At 72.2% G+C, this 16,035-nt stretch carries 20 protein-coding genes; 16 read left to right on the plus strand and 4 right to left on the minus strand.

Annotated elements, in window-relative coordinates:
* The first annotated feature begins 108 nt into the window (after positions 1-108).
* From V6S67_RS06050 to V6S67_RS06085, 8 genes are all read left to right on the plus strand, one after another.
* On the plus strand, positions 109-684 hold the full coding sequence (locus tag V6S67_RS06050; protein WP_334209384.1) for a LysM peptidoglycan-binding domain-containing protein: 576 nt from the start codon (positions 109-111) through the stop codon (positions 682-684).
* Positions 685-763: 79 nt separating this feature from the next.
* The gene (locus V6S67_RS06055; RefSeq protein WP_334209385.1) at positions 764-1,858 is read left to right on the plus strand and encodes a histidinol-phosphate transaminase; all 1,095 of its coding nucleotides are present in this window, start codon (positions 764-766) and stop codon (positions 1,856-1,858) included.
* Between the two features lie 146 nt (positions 1,859-2,004).
* Positions 2,005-2,622, plus strand: a complete 618-nt coding sequence (gene hisB, locus V6S67_RS06060; RefSeq protein ID WP_334209386.1) for an imidazoleglycerol-phosphate dehydratase HisB — start codon at positions 2,005-2,007, stop codon at positions 2,620-2,622.
* Positions 2,619-3,257, plus strand: a complete 639-nt coding sequence (gene hisH / locus V6S67_RS06065) for an imidazole glycerol phosphate synthase subunit HisH (RefSeq protein ID WP_334209387.1) — start codon at positions 2,619-2,621, stop codon at positions 3,255-3,257. Before hisB ends, hisH begins: the two co-directional genes overlap by 4 nt.
* Positions 3,258-3,261: 4 nt before the next feature.
* A complete protein-coding gene (locus tag V6S67_RS06070; RefSeq protein WP_181036957.1) occupies positions 3,262-3,420 on the plus strand; it encodes a hypothetical protein in 159 nt (52 codons plus the stop codon).
* Positions 3,421-3,477: 57 nt separating this feature from the next.
* On the plus strand, positions 3,478-4,230 hold the full coding sequence (gene priA / locus V6S67_RS06075) for a bifunctional 1-(5-phosphoribosyl)-5-((5-phosphoribosylamino)methylideneamino)imidazole-4-carboxamide isomerase/phosphoribosylanthranilate isomerase PriA (RefSeq protein ID WP_334209388.1): 753 nt from the start codon (positions 3,478-3,480) through the stop codon (positions 4,228-4,230).
* Complete coding sequence (locus V6S67_RS06080; protein ID WP_334209389.1) at positions 4,227-5,093, plus strand: SseB family protein; 867 nt, start codon at positions 4,227-4,229, stop codon at positions 5,091-5,093. The genes priA and V6S67_RS06080 overlap by 4 nt, the downstream gene beginning before the upstream one ends.
* A 31-nt stretch (positions 5,094-5,124) precedes the next feature.
* A complete protein-coding gene (locus V6S67_RS06085) occupies positions 5,125-6,453 on the plus strand; it encodes an MFS transporter (RefSeq protein WP_334209390.1) in 1,329 nt (442 codons plus the stop codon).
* Positions 6,454-6,470: 17 nt separating this feature from the next.
* On the opposite strand, the gene V6S67_RS06090 is transcribed toward V6S67_RS06085, so the two are convergent.
* A complete protein-coding gene (locus V6S67_RS06090; protein ID WP_334209391.1) occupies positions 6,471-6,923 on the minus strand; it encodes a DUF1844 domain-containing protein in 453 nt (150 codons plus the stop codon).
* 335 nt (positions 6,924-7,258) lie between these two features.
* Here V6S67_RS06090 and infC point away from each other — a divergent pair, with 335 nt between their 5' ends.
* The 4 genes from infC (at position 7,259) to V6S67_RS06110 (ending at position 10,135) form a co-directional block, all read left to right on the plus strand.
* Entirely contained in the window at positions 7,259-8,371 is a 1,113-nt protein-coding gene (infC, locus tag V6S67_RS06095) for a translation initiation factor IF-3 (protein ID WP_442884710.1), read from the plus strand.
* 105 nt (positions 8,372-8,476) lie between these two features.
* Positions 8,477-8,671, plus strand: a complete 195-nt coding sequence (gene rpmI / locus V6S67_RS06100; protein WP_104050748.1) for a 50S ribosomal protein L35 — start codon at positions 8,477-8,479, stop codon at positions 8,669-8,671.
* 87 nt (positions 8,672-8,758) lie between these two features.
* Complete coding sequence (gene rplT / locus V6S67_RS06105; protein ID WP_055772447.1) at positions 8,759-9,148, plus strand: 50S ribosomal protein L20; 390 nt, start codon at positions 8,759-8,761, stop codon at positions 9,146-9,148.
* A gap of 45 nt (positions 9,149-9,193) precedes the next feature.
* A complete protein-coding gene (locus tag V6S67_RS06110; RefSeq protein ID WP_334209392.1) occupies positions 9,194-10,135 on the plus strand; it encodes a TrmH family RNA methyltransferase in 942 nt (313 codons plus the stop codon).
* A 33-nt stretch (positions 10,136-10,168) separates the two neighbouring features.
* On the opposite strand, the gene V6S67_RS06115 is transcribed toward V6S67_RS06110, so the two are convergent.
* The gene (locus V6S67_RS06115; RefSeq protein ID WP_334209393.1) at positions 10,169-11,404 is read right to left on the minus strand and encodes an MFS transporter; all 1,236 of its coding nucleotides are present in this window, start codon (positions 11,402-11,404) and stop codon (positions 10,169-10,171) included.
* A 109-nt stretch (positions 11,405-11,513) separates the two neighbouring features.
* Between V6S67_RS06115 and V6S67_RS06120 the strand changes: the two genes are divergently transcribed.
* The 3 genes from V6S67_RS06120 (at position 11,514) to V6S67_RS06130 (ending at position 13,795) form a co-directional block, all read left to right on the plus strand.
* Positions 11,514-12,902, plus strand: a complete 1,389-nt coding sequence (locus V6S67_RS06120) for a glutamate--cysteine ligase (RefSeq protein WP_334209394.1) — start codon at positions 11,514-11,516, stop codon at positions 12,900-12,902.
* Positions 12,903-12,981: 79 nt separating this feature from the next.
* Entirely contained in the window at positions 12,982-13,230 is a 249-nt protein-coding gene (locus V6S67_RS06125; RefSeq protein ID WP_334209395.1) for a hypothetical protein, read from the plus strand.
* Positions 13,231-13,312: 82 nt separating this feature from the next.
* Complete coding sequence (locus tag V6S67_RS06130; protein ID WP_334209396.1) at positions 13,313-13,795, plus strand: (deoxy)nucleoside triphosphate pyrophosphohydrolase; 483 nt, start codon at positions 13,313-13,315, stop codon at positions 13,793-13,795.
* Here the strand turns inward: V6S67_RS06130 and V6S67_RS06135 are convergent.
* The gene (locus tag V6S67_RS06135) at positions 13,767-14,813 is read right to left on the minus strand and encodes an Rv2578c family radical SAM protein (protein ID WP_334209397.1); all 1,047 of its coding nucleotides are present in this window, start codon (positions 14,811-14,813) and stop codon (positions 13,767-13,769) included. The genes V6S67_RS06130 and V6S67_RS06135 overlap by 29 nt on opposite strands.
* Before the next feature lie 63 nt (positions 14,814-14,876).
* Here V6S67_RS06135 and pcp point away from each other — a divergent pair, with 63 nt between their 5' ends.
* The gene (gene pcp / locus V6S67_RS06140) at positions 14,877-15,515 is read left to right on the plus strand and encodes a pyroglutamyl-peptidase I (protein WP_334209398.1); all 639 of its coding nucleotides are present in this window, start codon (positions 14,877-14,879) and stop codon (positions 15,513-15,515) included.
* A gap of 18 nt (positions 15,516-15,533) precedes the next feature.
* Here the strand turns inward: pcp and V6S67_RS06145 are convergent, their stop codons facing one another.
* Entirely contained in the window at positions 15,534-16,013 is a 480-nt protein-coding gene (locus tag V6S67_RS06145; protein ID WP_334209399.1) for an eCIS core domain-containing protein, read from the minus strand.
* Positions 16,014-16,035 lie beyond the last annotated feature (22 nt).

Genomic DNA, 16,035 nt, shown 5'->3' on the forward strand with positions numbered 1-16,035 from the left:
GACAACGGTCGTCCCTCAGTGCTAGAAATAGGCTCAGATAAATTAGAACACGCGTTCGAAACAGGAGTCCAGCCCTGATCGGCTATTCGAAGGGAAAGAGGCTAGGCAATGGCTGAAGCACCCGCACTGCACGGCAGCACGGCGCTATGGGCGCCGACCCCCACCCGCGGCGGGGGACGCCTGCGTCTCGTCCGCCCCACGGCATCGGAGTTCCCCGCGTCGATCCGTCCGCGTGTCCCCCGACCGTCCCGCAGGACGACGACGTCCACCACCTCCTCCACCTCGAACTCTCCCTACGCCTTCCTCCAGCCCCGTCCCTCCACGCAGCCCGACGGCTCAGTACAGCCCCGTACCTCCACGCAGCGGAGTGCGGAGCGCCCCCTGACCCTGACGCGGCGCGGCCGGTTCGTCCTGGTCGGCCTGCCGATCGCGCTGGGAGTGGCGGCCCTCATCCTGCTCGGCGCCTTCCTCACCTCGCAGGCGCAGGCCGGCGAGTCGCTGCCCGCGCCGTCGTCGACGGTCGAGGTGAGTGTCGCTGCGGGGGAGTCCCTCTGGGACCTCGCCGTCCGGTACGCACCGGAGCGCGATCCCCGTGACGTCGTCGCGGAGATGGTCGAACTCAACGACCTGCGCGGCTCCGTCGTGCAGGCCGGGCAGACCGTCGCGATCCCCGCGGACGGCTAGGCATGCAGCACACTGCGGCGGTGATCGTCGCCGGCCTGCTCCGTTCGCCGCTGCAGCCCGCATCGCTTAAACTCGTGAGGTGCCCTCATCCGTCGACGCCCTCGCAAACCTCCCGCTGCGTGACGACCTCGTGGGGCTGCACCCCTACGGTGCACCCCAGCTGGACGTCCCGATCCTCCTGAACGTCAACGAGAACACCCACGGCGTCCCCGACGACGTGCATGCAGCCATCGTGGCGGCCGTCGCCCGGGCCACGCAGGGGCTGAACCGGTACCCGGACCGTGAATTCACCGAACTGCGGAAGAACCTCGCCGACTACCTCGGCCACGGTCTCACCCCCGACCAGCTCTGGGCGGCCAACGGCTCCAATGAGGTCCTGCAGCAGGTCCTCCAGGCCTTCGGCGGACCGGGGCGGACCGCGATCGGTTTCCCTCCCACCTATTCCATGTACCCGCTGCTGGCCAGCGGCACGGGCACCCGCTACGTCACGGCGGAGCGCGGGGCCGCCTACGCCATGACCCCCGAGGCCACCGCCCGGGCGGTCCGCGGGTCCGGCGCCAACATCGTCTTCCTGTGCTCGCCGAACAACCCCACCGGCACCGCCCTGGGACTCGACGTCATCGAGGCCGCCTACGACGCCGGCGAGGCCGCCCGCGCCATCATCATCGTCGACGAGGCGTACGGGGAGTTCGCCCAGCAGGGCACGCTGAGCGCGCTCACGCTCCTGCCCGGGCGCCCGCGGCTGCTCGTGTCCCGCACCATGAGCAAGGCCTTCGCCCTGGCCGGAGCCCGGATCGGCTACCTCGCGGCCGCGCCCGAGGTCACCGATGCCCTGCGGCTGGTGCGCCTGCCGTACCACCTGTCCGCCATCACGCAGGCTGCGGCGAACGCCGCGCTCACGCACGCCGACACGCTGCTGTCCAACGTCGAGGCGATCAAGGTGCAGCGGGACCGCATCGTGAGGGAGCTGGAGCGGCTCGGACTGTCTCCGGCACCGTCGGATGCGAACTTCGTGTTCTTCTCCGGTCTCGAGGATCCGCACCGCGTCTGGGAGGGACTGCTGGAGGCCGGAGTCCTCATCCGCGACGTCGGCATCCCGGGGTCCCTGCGGGTCACGGCGGGAACAGAACACGAGACCACCGTGTTCCTCTCGGCGTTGACGAAGCTGCTGTAGTCCGCTCCGGCCCTCTCTGGCCCGCGGGCGCAGGTCGCGCACGCGAGTCTCCTAGACTTGGGGGTGGTCCTGCACCGTGCATCGCCCCCACCCACCGCCGAACCCCGATCAGTGCCGGATGCCCGGCAGCGCACAGAAGGAATGCCATGACAGTTGATGCCGCCCGCGGCCGCACGGCCCGGATCGAACGCGTCACGAGCGAGTCCAGCGTCGTCGTCGAGCTCGACCTCGACGGCACCGGGGTGTCCTCGATCGACACCACGGTGCCCTTCTACGACCACATGCTCACCGCGCTGTCGAAGCACTCGCTGATCGACCTCGCCATCACGTCCTCCGGGGACACGCACATCGACGTCCACCACACCGTCGAGGACACCGCGATCGCCATCGGCGAGGCCCTGCGCATCGCCCTCGGCACGAAGGCCGGCATCCGCCGCTTCGGTGAGGCGACCGTCCCGCTGGACGAAGCCCTCGCGAACGCCGTGGTCGACATCTCGGGACGCCCGTACCTCGTGCACGGCGGGGAACCGGCGGGTCAGGAGTACCACCTCATCGGCGGCCACTTCACGGGATCGCTCACCCGGCACGTGCTGGAGGCCATCGCGCTGCACGCGCAGATCTGCCTGCACGTCACCGTCCTCGGCGGCCGCGACCCGCACCACATCGTCGAGGCCCAGTTCAAGGCCCTCGCCCGGGCTCTCCGCGCCGCCGTGGAACCCGATCCCCGGGTCGAGGGCATCCCCTCCACGAAGGGAGCGCTGTGAGCCCCCGTACCGTCACTGTGCTCGACTACGGCTCCGGCAACGTCCGCTCCGTGGTCCGCGCCCTCGAACACGTGGGAGCCGAGGTCGTCCTCAGCGCCAAGCCCGACGACGTCCTCACCGCCGACGGCCTGCTCGTTCCGGGCGTCGGCGCGTTCGCCGCCGTCATGAAGGGACTCAAGGACGTCGACGCGCTGCGCATGATCGGCCGCCGCGTCGCCGGCGGCCGCCCGGTCCTCGGGATCTGCGTCGGGCTCCAGGTGCTCTTCGACGAGGGCGTGGAACACGGCGTGCGCACGCCGGGCATGGGCGAATGGCCCGGTACGGTCGAGCGGCTGAAGGCCGACGTCGTCCCGCACATGGGCTGGAACACCGTCCAGGCCCCCGCGGACACCGTCCTGTTCGACGGCATCGGGGACGAGCGCTTCTACTTCGTGCACTCCTACGGCGTCCAGGACTGGTCCTTCGACGTCACCCAGCCCGCCATGAAGCCTCCGCAGGTCACCTGGTCCCACCACGGCGGGCCCTTCATCGCCGCGGTCGAGAACGGCCCGCTCAGCGCCACGCAGTTCCACCCCGAGAAGTCGGGCGACGCCGGAGCGCAGCTGCTGCGGAACTGGATCGAGGGCCTGCGGTGAACCGATGCTGAGCCTGGTGCTCATGGGAGCCGCCGGGCTCCTCATCGGCGGCGCCTACTCCCTGCGCAGCCAGGACTTCCCGCGCTGGGTGTGGATCGCCTTCCTCGCGCTGGCGGGCCTCTCGCTCGTCGCCGCCTACCTCTTCACCCTCCCCGGCGACTAGCCGGACCCCCCACCCGACCCGTCCCGCGGACCTCCGCAGCCCGCACGAAAGCAGATCATGAGCCCCTTCGCCGAACAGCCCACGCTCGAACTCCTCCCCGCCGTCGACGTCGCCGACGGGCAGGCCGTCCGCCTGGTCCAGGGTGAGGCCGGCAGCGAGACCGGCTACGGCGACCCGCTCGACGCCGCCCTCGCCTGGCAGGAGGCCGGCGCGGAGTGGGTCCACCTCGTCGACCTGGACGCCGCCTTCGGCCGGGGCTCCAACCAGCCCCTGCTCGAGCGCGTGGTGAAGCACCTCGACATCAAGGTGGAGCTCTCCGGCGGCATCCGGGACGACGCCTCCCTCGACGCCGCGCTCGAGCTCGGCGCCACGCGCGTGAACCTCGGGACGGCCGCCCTCGAGAACCCCGAGTGGACCGAACTCGCCATCGCCCGGTACGGCGACGCCGTGGCCGTCGGACTCGACGTGCGCGGCACCACGCTCGCGGCACGCGGCTGGACGGAGGACGGCGGTGACCTCTGGGAGGTCCTGCAGCGCCTCGAGGACGCCGGCTGCGCACGCTACGTCGTGACGGACGTGACCAAGGACGGGACGCTGAAGGGCCCGAACCTCGCCCTGCTCGAGCAGGTCCTGGCCAGGACCACGCGTCCGGTCGTGGCATCCGGCGGGATCTCGAGCCTGGACGACATCGCGGCCCTCCGCGACCTCGTGCCGCACGGGCTCGAGGGCGCCATCGTCGGCAAGGCCCTCTACGCCGGTGCCTTCACCCTGCCGCAGGCACTGGACGTGGCAGGGCTGCCGGCCGCGTGAGCCGGAGGGAGCTCCCCGCCCACATCGCGGCCGCACTCGCGGGCAACACCGCGGACTCCGCGGGCCGGGCGTGGGCCGGCCGGGACCTGTCCGGTCCCGACAACCCGCTGCACGCCTTCGACGACGACGACGGCTCCGCCGACCACGCACTCACCGCCGCCGTGGCGGGGCTCCTGGGAGCCTCCGAGGGCGCGGTGGACCAGCCCGGGCCGCGCGAACGGGCGGTCTTCGCGGCCCTCACCACCGCACGCGTATTCATCCCCATCGTCGCCCGGCTCGGCCAGGAGGCGGAGGGCGTCGCAGGCCTGGCGGCCGACAAGGAAGCCGAGATGGCGCTCGTCACGCTGACCGCGCCGGACGGGCGGAAGGCCCTGCCGGTCTTCTCCTCGACCGCGGCGCTGACGCGGTGGCACGCGGAGGCGAGGCCCGTGGCGGCCTACGCCGCGCGGGCCGCCCTGGCCGCCGCGGCGGAGGACGCCGAACTGATGGTCCTCGACCCGGGAGGCGAGGTGACCGTCGTCCTCCGGCGCCCTGCCGTGTGGGCCCTCGCCCGGCAGATCGGCTGGACACCCTCCTACGAGGACGCCGATCTGGCCTCGCTCGTCGCGACGGCTGCGGGAGCGGTGCCGGACATCCTCTCCGTGGCCCTCCGGCCCGCCGCCGGCGTCCTCGCACGGGCCGCCGACGGTAGCATTGCTTCCGGCGGAGGGCCCGGACCGGAACTGCGGATGGACCTGCGACTCCGCGGCGGGCTGGCCCCGCAGGAGGTGCACGACGTCGTCGCCGCCTTCCGGGCGACGCTCCTGGGCCTCGACGCCTTCGTGGAACGCGTCGACTCGCTCGACATCAAACTCACCCGCTGACGCAGCGCCGTCGGCCAGGAAAGACAGAACCGTGAACTTCGCCGTCTACCGCGACCTGCTGCGGATCCGCTCCGTGCGGACGCTGCTGATCATCGGGATGATCGCCCGCTTCCCCCACTCCGCGGCAGGCGTGCTGCTGACCCTGCACGTGGTGCAGACCCTTGACCGGGGCTACGCGGAGGCGGGCGCCGTGGCGGCCGTGGTCACCATCGGCATCGCCGTGGGTGCCCCCTGGCGGGGCCGGCGGATCGACGACGTGGGGCTGCGCAGGGCGCTCATCCCCTCGGTGGTCGCCGAGGCGATCGTCTGGTCGGTCGCGCCGCACCTGTCCTACCAGTGGCTGCTCGTCGCGGCCCTGATCGGCGGACTCTTCACCCTCCCGGCCTTCTCGGTGATCCGCCAGGCACTCGGCGTCCTGGTGGACGGTGACCGCCGCCGCACGGCCTTCACCCTCGATGCGATCTCCACGGAGGTGGTCTTCATGGCGGGGCCCGCGGTCGGCGTCGTCCTCGCCACGCAGGTGTCCTCCGTGCTCGGCCTCACCCTCGTCGGTATCGCCGCGGCGTCGGCCGGGCTCTTCCTCATGTGGGTCGACCCTCCGACGCGGTCCGAGCAGCTGCACGACGCCGCCCGCGTCACCGGACCCATCACCGAACCCGTCACCGGGCCCGTCCCGGCTCCCGGGCCGGCCGTGCTCGGAGGGGCCCCGGCCGACCTCGTGGGGTACCGGGACACGACGGCGGGGCGCCGGCCGTCGATGCTGCGCAGGGGAGTGCGCCGCGCGTTCCCCTGGCTGACGGGGCCGCTCGTCCTGGTCATGGTGATCGCCGCGGGCGCCGGACTGGCGCTCTCGGGCTCCGAGGTCGGCATCGTCGCGGCCCTCGAGCTCGCCGGGAAGGAGGGGCAGCTGGGGCTCGTGTTCGTGGCGTGGTGCGCGGCGTCGGTCGTCGGCGGCCTCCTCTACGGAGCACTGCACCGGCCGGTCCCGCCGTCGCTGCTGCTGCTCGGCATGGGACTGCTGACGCTGCCCATGGGGTTCGCCCAGGACACGCTGTCACTGGCACTGCTGTCCATCCCACCGGGCCTGCTGTGCGCACCGGTCCTCTCCGCCGCCTCGGAGAAGGTCGCCGACCTCGTCGCGGAGGACCGGCGGGGGGAGGCCATGGGCTGGTACGGGTCCGCGCTGACCTCCGGCGTGGCGCTCGGGGCGCCCGTCGCCGGGCTGCTCATCGACGCGACCGGGCCGTGGGGCGGCTTCACCGCCGTGTCCGTGGTCTCCGCGGCCATCGGCGCCGTCGGCTACCTCGCCGGCCGCCGGAGCCTTCGGTCCCCGGCGGCCTCGGGGCAGCCCGCGCGGTAGCGGGCTGCCGGGAGGCGCTAGTTGACCGGGCCGGTGTACTTCTCGCCCGGACCCTGACCTGGCGGGTCGGGGATGATCGACGCCTCCCGGAAGGCGAGCTGCAGGGAGCGCAGCCCGTCGCGCAGCGGTCCGGCGTGCTGGGAGCCGATCTCCGGCGCCGCGGCCGTCACGAAGCCGGCGAGGGCGGTGATGAGTTTGCGTGCCTCGTCGAGGTCCTTGAGCTGCTCGGCGTTCTCCTCGTGGCCGAGGCCGCACTTCACGGCCGCGGCACTCATGAGGTGGACCGCGGAGGTGACGATGACCTCCACGGCGGCCACCTCGGAGATGTCCCTCATCTGCCGGCGGACGTCCTGCTCGGCGTCGTCCTGCGTGTCGGGGCCCTGCTCCTGCTCGTCCGCGAAGCTGCGGCGGGTCACCGGTGCGGGCACGTCGTCGGGGGCGGGCTGCGGATTGTCGTGTGGGGTGTCCATACTGGTAAGCTTGGCATAGACCAACCGGTCGCCGTTACTTGCTGTGCTCCCTCCGGGGGCGGCGGGTGGTGGCCGGGACGCAAGCGGAGTCCTCTCCCACCCGCGTTTGCCTGGTGCGACCGATCGTCGCATTGCAGGTAGCCGGGTCACCTGGTCGGTTCTGCCGTCGCGCAGGAGGCTTCTGCCTCCCCGACCGTGCATGACCGGTTACCGAGGCCTTCGATTGCGCGTGCAATGGAAGGCCTTCTTTCGTCTGCAGGCGGTTTCAGCTTGAGCATCCACAGGAGTGACACATCAGCGAGCCAAGAATCAACGATCGTATCCGCGTTCCCGAGGTGCGGTTGGTCGGACCTGCCGGCGAACAGGTAGGAATCGTCCGTATCGAGGACGCACTCCGACTTGCCGCCGAGTCCGACCTGGATCTTGTCGAGGTAGCACCGCAGGCCAAGCCGCCGGTCGCCAAGCTCATGGATTTTGGCAAATACAAGTACGAGGCGGCCGTCAAGGCCCGCGAGGCGCGGAAGAACCAGACCAACACGGTCCTGAAGGAGATCCGGTTCCGCCTCAAGATCGACACGCACGACTACGAGACCAAGCGCGGCCACGCCATCCGCTTCCTCGGCGCCGGCGACAAGGTCAAGGCCATGATCCAGTTCCGCGGACGTGAGCAGCAGCGCCCCGAGATGGGTATCCGCCTGCTGCAGAAGTTCGCCGAGGACGTCGCCGAGGTCGGCGTGGTCGAGTCGTCGCCGCGCATCGACGGACGCAACATGGTCATGGTCATCGGTCCCACCAAGAACAAGGCCGAGGCGAAGGCGGAAGCGCGCCGCGCCACGCAGCGCGCCGAGGCGAAGGCGGCGAACGAGGCCGCCAGGAACGGTGAGGCCCCGCCGCGCGTCGATACCTCCGGTGCCGACAACGCGCCGCTGACGCAGTCCCTCGCGGACCTGCTGCCCGAGGGCTACGAGATCAGGAGTACGCCCGAGCCCGTCGAGGCACCGCGGACGGACGCTCCCGAGGCACCCGCCCAGGGCGCACCCGCGGCGGAGGCGACGGGCACGACGCCGGCACAGCCCGTGCAGGCACCGAAGGCGGAGCAGGCTCCGGCAGCACCGGCCCGCACCTCGTCGGCCCCGCGGTCGACGGCGCCGCGTCCGGCCACGGAGCGCCCTGCCACGTCCCGGCCCGCATCGGCCCCGCGCCCCGCGGCGTCCCGCCCCGCCGCGGCTGCCCCGGCACCGAGGTCGGCTCCGGCCGCCCCGGCACCGAGGCCGGCAGCAGCGGCCCCCAAGCCCGCCGCGTCGGCACCGAAGCCGTCCGCGGCAGCCAAGCCCTCGGCCATGCCGAAGCCCGGAGCGCCGAAGCCGTCGGCGACCCCTAAGCCCACCGGCAGGACGGCTCCCTCCAAGAGCCCGACCAGCCGGCCCAAGCCCGGGAGCACGGACTAGGCCTCCAGGCCGGTCCTGACGGGCTCGTTCCACAACCAGCAGGCATCGTCACGGTGCCGAACTCCGGGCGCACACGCCCCGGCTACCAGAAGGAGATCGGTCCCCATGCCGAAGATGAAGACCCACAGCGGCGCCAAGAAGCGCTTCAAGCTGACCGGAAGCGGAAAGCTCAAGCGCCAGCAGGCCAACCGCCGCCACTACCTTGAGCACAAGTCCTCGACCGTGACGCGCCGCCTCGCGAGCGACCAGATCGTCTCGAAGGCCGACACCAAGACCATCAAGAAGATGCTGGGCATCTAACCACCTATCCACCCCGGGGAAAGCGCACGCACGGACCGTGCGGCGCTGCGGCTGCGGCCGTCACCGAAGAACAAAAGGAGTACGCACGTGGCACGTGTGAAGCGGGCAGTCAATGCCCACAAGAAGCGTCGGGTCATCCTCGAGCGCGCCAAGGGCTACCGCGGACAGCGTTCGCGCCTGTACCGCAAGGCCAAGGAGCAGCTGCTCCACTCGTTCGTCTACAGCTACGGCGACCGCCGCAAGCGCAAGGGTGACTTCCGTCGCCTCTGGATCCAGCGCATCAACGCTGCCTCCCGCGCCAACGGCCTGACCTACAACCGCCTGATCCAGGGCCTCAAGGCCGCCGAGATCCAGGTGGACCGCCGGATGCTCGCCGACCTCGCCGTCACGGACGGAGCCGCCTTCGCCGCGCTCGTCCAGATCGCGAAGAACGCCCTGCCGGCCGACACGTCGGCCCCGCTCAAGGCCTCGGCCTAGGCACATCGGCTGGAGCGGGCCCTGCGGCCCGCCCACCGGACAACGATGACTGACGACGGACGCCCCCAGGCGCCACTGATGACCAACACCCAGGCTGATCGGGTGAAGGACGTGGCACGCCTGGCCGGGCGTCCGTCGCGTCTCCGGCGCCGCGAGTTCCTCGCCGAAGGGCCTCAGGCCGTGCGGGAGGCGCTGCGCCTCCACCTCGAGCGGCGTGGGGCGGGCAGGGACGACGTCGTCGTCGCTGCCTATGCCACGCCGGAGGCACTTGAGCGGCACGCCGACATCGCGGCGCTGCTCGCGCGTGACGGCGCGCCCGTGCTCCGGCAGGCCACACCGGAGGTCCTCGCGGCGATGTCCTCCACCGTGACGCCGCAGGGCTTCGTGGCGGTCTGCCGGTTCGTCGACGTCCCGCTCGAGGACGTCCTCGCCGCCGGACCGCGGCTCGTGGCCGTGCTGGTCGAGGTGCGTGACCCGGGCAACGCGGGCACCATCATCCGCGCGGCCGATTCCGCCGGCGCTGGCGCCGTCATCCTGACCGGCGCGAGCGTGGATCCCTACAACCCGAAGACGGTGCGCTCCACCGTCGGTTCGCTGTTCCACCTGCCGCTCGTCCTCGGCGTGGAGCTCGACGGGCTGACCGACCGCCTGAAGGGCGGCGGGATGACCGTCCTCGCCGCCGACGGGTACGGCGCCGTGAATCTCGACGACCTGCAGGACGCAAGTGCTGCCCGCGCCGTGGGCGGACCGCTCCCGGAGCGCGCCGGGTCCGAAGCCGGCGCGGTCGGTCCGGCCGGCACCGTCCGCCTGGAGGGTCCGACCGCGTGGCTCTTCGGCAACGAGGCGCAGGGTCTGCCGCCCGCGGTGACCGCGGACGCCGATGCGAGGGTCGCCGTGCCTGTCTACGGGAACGCGGAATCGCTCAACGTCGGCACCGCCGCCACGGTCTGCCTCTACGCCTCGGCGCGCGCGCAGCGCACCGGCTAGCGCCCGGCCGACCGCCGGGACCGGTGTGCCGCCTCAGGCCACGGGGACGGACCGGCGCTGCGTCCCCGCACCCCGCCGCCGGTCCATCCTGCCGCTGGCGAGGGCCACCCCGAGGCCCAGCACAGCGAGGCCCGCACCCACGAGGGCCGGCGCCGTGAAGCCCCAGCCGGCCGTGATGACGGCGCCCCCGAGCGCCGCCCCGAGCGCATTCGCCAGGTTCAGCGAGGAATGGTTCATCGACGAGGCGAGGGAGGGCGCTCCGGGGGAGACGTCCAGCAGGCGCGCCTGCAGGGGTGGGATCAGGGTGGAGCCGGTCGCCCCGACGAGGAAGACGAAGAGGCATGCCGACCAGGGCGTGCCGGCCGCGAGCGGGAAGACCAGCAGGACCACGGCGATGGCGGTCATCGACCCGTAGATGCTCCCCATGATCGACCGGTCCGCCAGCCGTCCGCCGAGGATGTTTCCGACCACCATGCCGACCCCGTACAGCGCGACGACGAACGGCAGGAGGGAGGCGCCCAGCCCGGCCACCTCGGTCATCACCGGGGCGATGTAGGAGTAGACGGCGAAGAACCCGCCGAAACCCACGATCCCGATGAGCAGTGTCATCCACAGCTGCGGGCGGCGCAGCGCTCCGAGTTCACCCCGGATGCTCGCCCCGGGCCGCACCGGGAGAGCGGGGACGAACACCCTGATGAGCACCAGCGTGGCCGCACCGATCAGCCCCACCAGCAGGAACATGGACCGCCAGCCGAACTGCTGGCCCATCCAGGTCGCGAAGGGCACCCCGACGACGTTCGCGATGCTGAGCCCGAGCATCACCATCGAGATGGCGCGCCCGCGCCTGGCGGGATCGGCAAGGGACGCGGCGATGACAGCGGCCACACCGAAGTAGGCGCCGTGCGGCAGCCCGGACAGGAACCGGGAGGCCAGCATCCACCCGAAGCCCGAGGCGAAGAACGAGGAGAGGTTGGCCAGGGTGATGACCAGCGCGAGGGCGAGGGCGACCGAGCGCTGCGGTCTCTTGGCGCCGAGCGTGGCGAGGACCGGCGCGCCGACGACGACGCCGAGCGCGTAGGCCGAGATGACCTGACCGCCACGCTCGTAGTCGACGCCGAGATCGGCGCGCATCTGCTCGAGCAGACCCATGATGGTGAACTCGGTGGTCCCGAGGGCGAACCCTCCCACGGCCAGCGCCCCGATGGCCAGGGCCAGTGGGCGGCCCGCGAGCCGCTGGGAGGGCGTCGGGGATGGAACGGGGGCAGTCATGGGTGTCCTTGCGGCGTGTTCGTTCGTGAAGGGGGAGGGTCGCCGCCCTCCCAGATGCAGGGGGGACACGCGGCGACGCGGACGCCGTCGTCTCCGTCAAGCCTAGGCGATGACCACATCGGCCCGGAAAGTCAACAGGATGCGGCGCCGCGACGACATCGCCGACGGGATTGCTGCGGCGTCGTCGGCGGTCCTACGGTGGATGGACGACAACGTGGTTCAGCAGCGGCCCGACGATCGTTCCGCTGAGGAGACCCGCCATGCCCACCCTTCCCCGCCCACTGCAGCAGGCGCCGACGTGCTCCGCCCCGACCGGCGGGGTGCGCCCGTGAGGACCTTCGGTGTGGAGGAGGAGTTCCTCCTCGTCCACGCCGAGGACGGCCGTCCGGCACCCCTGGGCCAGGAGGCCTTCCGCCTGTGCCACGACGAGCGGCTGACCTGCGAGATCAAGCAGGAGCAGATCGAGACGGGTACCCACCCCTACGACGACGTGAACTACCTCGCCATGGACATCGCGCGGTGCCGTGCCCTCGCCGACGAGACGGCGCGGCGGGTGGGCGCCCGGGCCGTGGCCCTCGCCACCTCGCCCCAGCCCGCGCGCCCGATCGCCTCGCCGGGTACGCGCTACGAGCAGATACAGGACAGGTTCGCACTGACCGCGAGCGAGCAGCTGACCTGCGGCTGCCATGTCCACGTCAGCGTCGCGGACGACGAGGAGGGCGTCGCCGTCCTCGACCGCATCCGCGCCTGGCTGCCGGTACTCCTCGCGCTCTCGGGCAACTCGCCCTTCTGGAACGGGACGGACACCGGGTACGCCAGCTACCGGTCCCAGGCGTGGAGCCGCTGGCCCATGACCGGGCCGTGCGACATCTTCGGCACGCCCGAGCGGTACCACGCGACCGTCGCCGGACTGCTCGACACGGCGGTGCCGGTGGACCTCGCCCAGATCTACTTCGACGCCCGCCTGAGCCACCACCACCCCACCGTCGAGGTGCGCGTCACTGATGTGTGCCTGTACTCGGACGACGCCGTCCTGATCGCCCTGCTGACGCGGGGACTGGTCGAGACGGCCGCACGTGAGTGGCGCGCCGGCGTCGCCCCGCTCGCCGTGCCCACGGCCATGCTGAGGATGGCGTCCTGGCGCGCAGGCAGGTTCGGCCTGGACGGGAAGCTGCTGCACCCGCTCACCGGGAAGCCGCAGGACGCCGGCGCCGTGGCGCTGGCGCTGCTGCGCCACGTCGGGCCGGCCCTCCGCGACCAGGGCGACGCGGAGATCGCCGAATCGCTGCTGCGCCAGCTCCTGGCGCGCGGTACCGGGGCCCGGCGCCAACGAGCGGCACTGCTGCGCCGAGGCAGCCTCGAGGACGTCGTCTCGGAGGCCCTCCGGATCACCCATCTCGCGCGGGGCGGGATCGCGGACCATCACGAGGCGGCACCCCGGCCCGCGCACAGGATCCTCGCCAGGGCCACGGGTCGAGGACGCACGACAATTTCATGACGGGCCCGGCAGGGCCGCCACGGGCTGCCCTGCCGGGACCACCCGCCGCAAGCCAACCACCGAACGATCGGAGTGCATCATGGGCTGGACGCCGAACTCCTTCCAACTGCCGCAGAGCGAGCACCTGCGGGAGGACATCAACCTCCCCCAGGAACCCGAGAGCGAGAGCGCCGCGGAGTTCTCCGAGGAGACGTACACCTCCACCGAACTCAACGCGGGTCAGCAGGTCCCCGGCCTGAGCCCGCACGGCGAGTACCGCCGCGGCGACAACCCCGAACACCGGACGGCACCCACCGGGGACGGGCTCGCCTCCCCCGAGGAGAGCTGAGGAGAGCTGAGGACCGGACCGGACCGGACCACCTGGCGTACCGCGTGCCGCGGTGGCCCGGTGGCCTGGATAGACTCGGCCGGTGACGCACCCTGCAGAGACGGAACTCCGCCAGATCGTCGGAGCCGCCGTCGTCGACTCCCTCCAGCACCCCACCCGGCTCCTCGTCGCCCGCAGGACGGCGCCCCCGCAGTTCGCCGGGATGTGGGAGTTCCCCGGAGGCAAGGTGGAGCCCGGCGAGACCTGCGAGGCGGCGCTGCTGCGTGAACTCCGCGAGGAACTGGGCATCGAGGCGCGGCTCGGCCCCGAGATCGGCGGCCCGGGTCCGCAGGGCTGGCCGCTCCACGCCACGGCGGCGATGCGCGTGTGGCTCGCCGAGACGGAGGCCGGTGAAGCGGCGCCCCTGCAGGACCACGACGAACTGCGCTGGGTGGCACTCCACCCCGCCCGCGACCTCGACGCCCTGCCGTGGATCCCGGCCGACCGGCCCATCCTCGCTGCGCTGCGGGCCGTGACGGACCGCCTGTCGGGTGCGGCTAGAACAGCGCCGCCTGGACCGGCGTAACCGCGGGCCGGGCGTCGACCGGTTCCTGCTGTCCTGCGGGCGAGAGGTTGCGGAAGAACCCGGCGCCGGCCGTCAGCCCGTGCTTCCCGCGGAACAGACGGATCCTGCCGGACAGCCAGTCCCGGTACTCCTTGGAGGCATAGCTCCCGCCGCGGTAGAGCTCCTCGTAGCGTGGAACCAGACGCGGGTGGTGGGTTGCCAGCCACTGCATGAACCACTCCCGTGAGCCCGGCCGCAGATGCAGGGGACCCGCGGTCACCCCCGTGGCCCCCGCCGCTGCCAGCGCCCCGAAGAGGCGGTCCAGCGACTCGTCGCCGTCCGAGAGCCAGGGCAGGACCGGCATGGCCAGGACGCCGCACGGCAGGCCCGCCTCCCGCAGGCGGGAGATCAGGGCCAGGCGTGCCTTCGGGGCCGGGGTGCCGGGTTCGATCGCCTCGGCGAGGACCGGGTCCACGAGCGCGAGGGAGATGCCCATGCCGACCGGGACCGACCGCGCCGCAGCCTTCAGCAGCGGCAGGTCGCGTGCCAGGAGCGTGCCCTTGGTGAGGATCGAGAAGGGCGTCCCCGAGTCCGCGAGCGCCCCGATGATCCCCGGCATGAGCCGGTAGCGGCCCTCCGCGCGCTGGTACGGGTCGGTGTTCGTTCCCAGGGCCACGTGCTCGCGCTCCCAGGAGGGGCGCGCGAGCTCGCGGGTGAGCACCTCGACGGCGTTGATCTTGACCACCAGCTGCGCATCGAAGTCGAGGCCCGTATCCAGGTCCAGATAGCTGTGCGTCTTGCGGGCGAAGCAGTAGACACAGGCGTGGGAGCAGCCCCGGAACGGGTTGATGGTCCAGGAGAACGGCATCGACGACGTCGGGGGGACCCTGTTGAGGATCGACCGGGCGGCCACCTCGTGGAAGGTGATGCCCGCGAACTCGGGTGTCTGCACGCTGCGGACCAGTCCGGCCAACGGCAGCAGGGCCGGTGCCGACGGCGCGACGCCGTCCACTGTCACTGTCTGCCCTTCCCACCGCATGCCCCCAGTAGAACACGTGTACTAATTCTGCGCCACCGCCCGAGCCTGACCTAGGCTGGGGGCATGATCCTCCTGACCGGCTTCGAACCCTTCGGGGGAGAACCGTCCAACCCGTCCTGGCTCGCCGCCGAGCGGGCGGCGCTGCTCCTGCGGGAGCAGGGGAGGGACGCCGTGGCCGTCGAGCTCCCCTGCGTCTTCGGGCAGAGCCTCGACGCGCTGGAGGCCGCACTGGTCCGTTTCCGCCCCGACATCGTGGTGTGCGCGGGGCAGGCGGGCGGGCGGAGCCGCGTCTCGGTGGAACGCGTCGGCATCAACGTCGACGACGCCCGGATCGGCGACAACGCCGGACGGCAGCCCATCGACGAACCGGTGGTGCCCGGTGGTCCCGCGGCGTACTTCTCCTCGCTGCCCATCAAGGCGTGCCGCGAGGCGGTGGCGGCCCTCGGCATCCCGGTGGAGGTCTCGCAGACGGCCGGGACGTACGTCTGCAATCACGTCTTCTACGGGCTCATGCACCTGCTCGCCCGGCGGGAGAACTCCCGCGGGGGCTTCGTCCACGTCCCGTTCTCCACCGAGCAGGGCGAGGCGCACGGGCAGCCGGGACTCGCGATCGACCTCATGGCCGAGGCCCTCGCGACCATCGCGACGACGGCGGCGGACACGGGGGCCGACCTGCGGGCCACCGCGGGCGCCGAGCACTGAGCGGGGGCAGCCCTGCCCTCACCGTCGCCGCGCGCTCCTCGCGCTCCTCGCGAGGGCGGCGACCGAGGCCCGGACCGTCCCGGCGAGCGGCCGGACGGGACGCTCGCGGTAGCCGCCGTCGGACAGTCCCGCTCCGCGTTCGAAGGGGTTGCGCGAGGCCGGGTCACCGGTGCGCAGGAGCGAATAGCCTGCCGCCGCGAGATAGGCGGGCAGGAAGGGGAGCCCGAGGCACGCGGCGTACTGGCGGGTGTGCCGCGCCTCGTGCTCGAGCAGCCGGGTGAAGCCCGCAGGGGCGTGGCGCGGTACGGTCCCCCGGAGGAGCACCACGCTGCCCACCGTGAAGGCCCGTGCCTTCGGGAGGCGCCGCCGGTAGCCCTCGGCGAGCAGGATCCCGCCGGGTCCGGCGGAGACCCGGCAGCCGGAGAGGACGGCGACCGCGAGACCGCACGGTGTCGACAGGTTGATCCAGTTGAGCAGCGGTACGAGCCTCCGGTCCATGCGGTCATCGTACGCGCGGCGG

The organism is Arthrobacter sp. Soc17.1.1.1 (assembly GCF_036867195.1).
Taxonomy (GTDB): domain Bacteria; phylum Actinomycetota; class Actinomycetes; order Actinomycetales; family Micrococcaceae; genus Arthrobacter_D.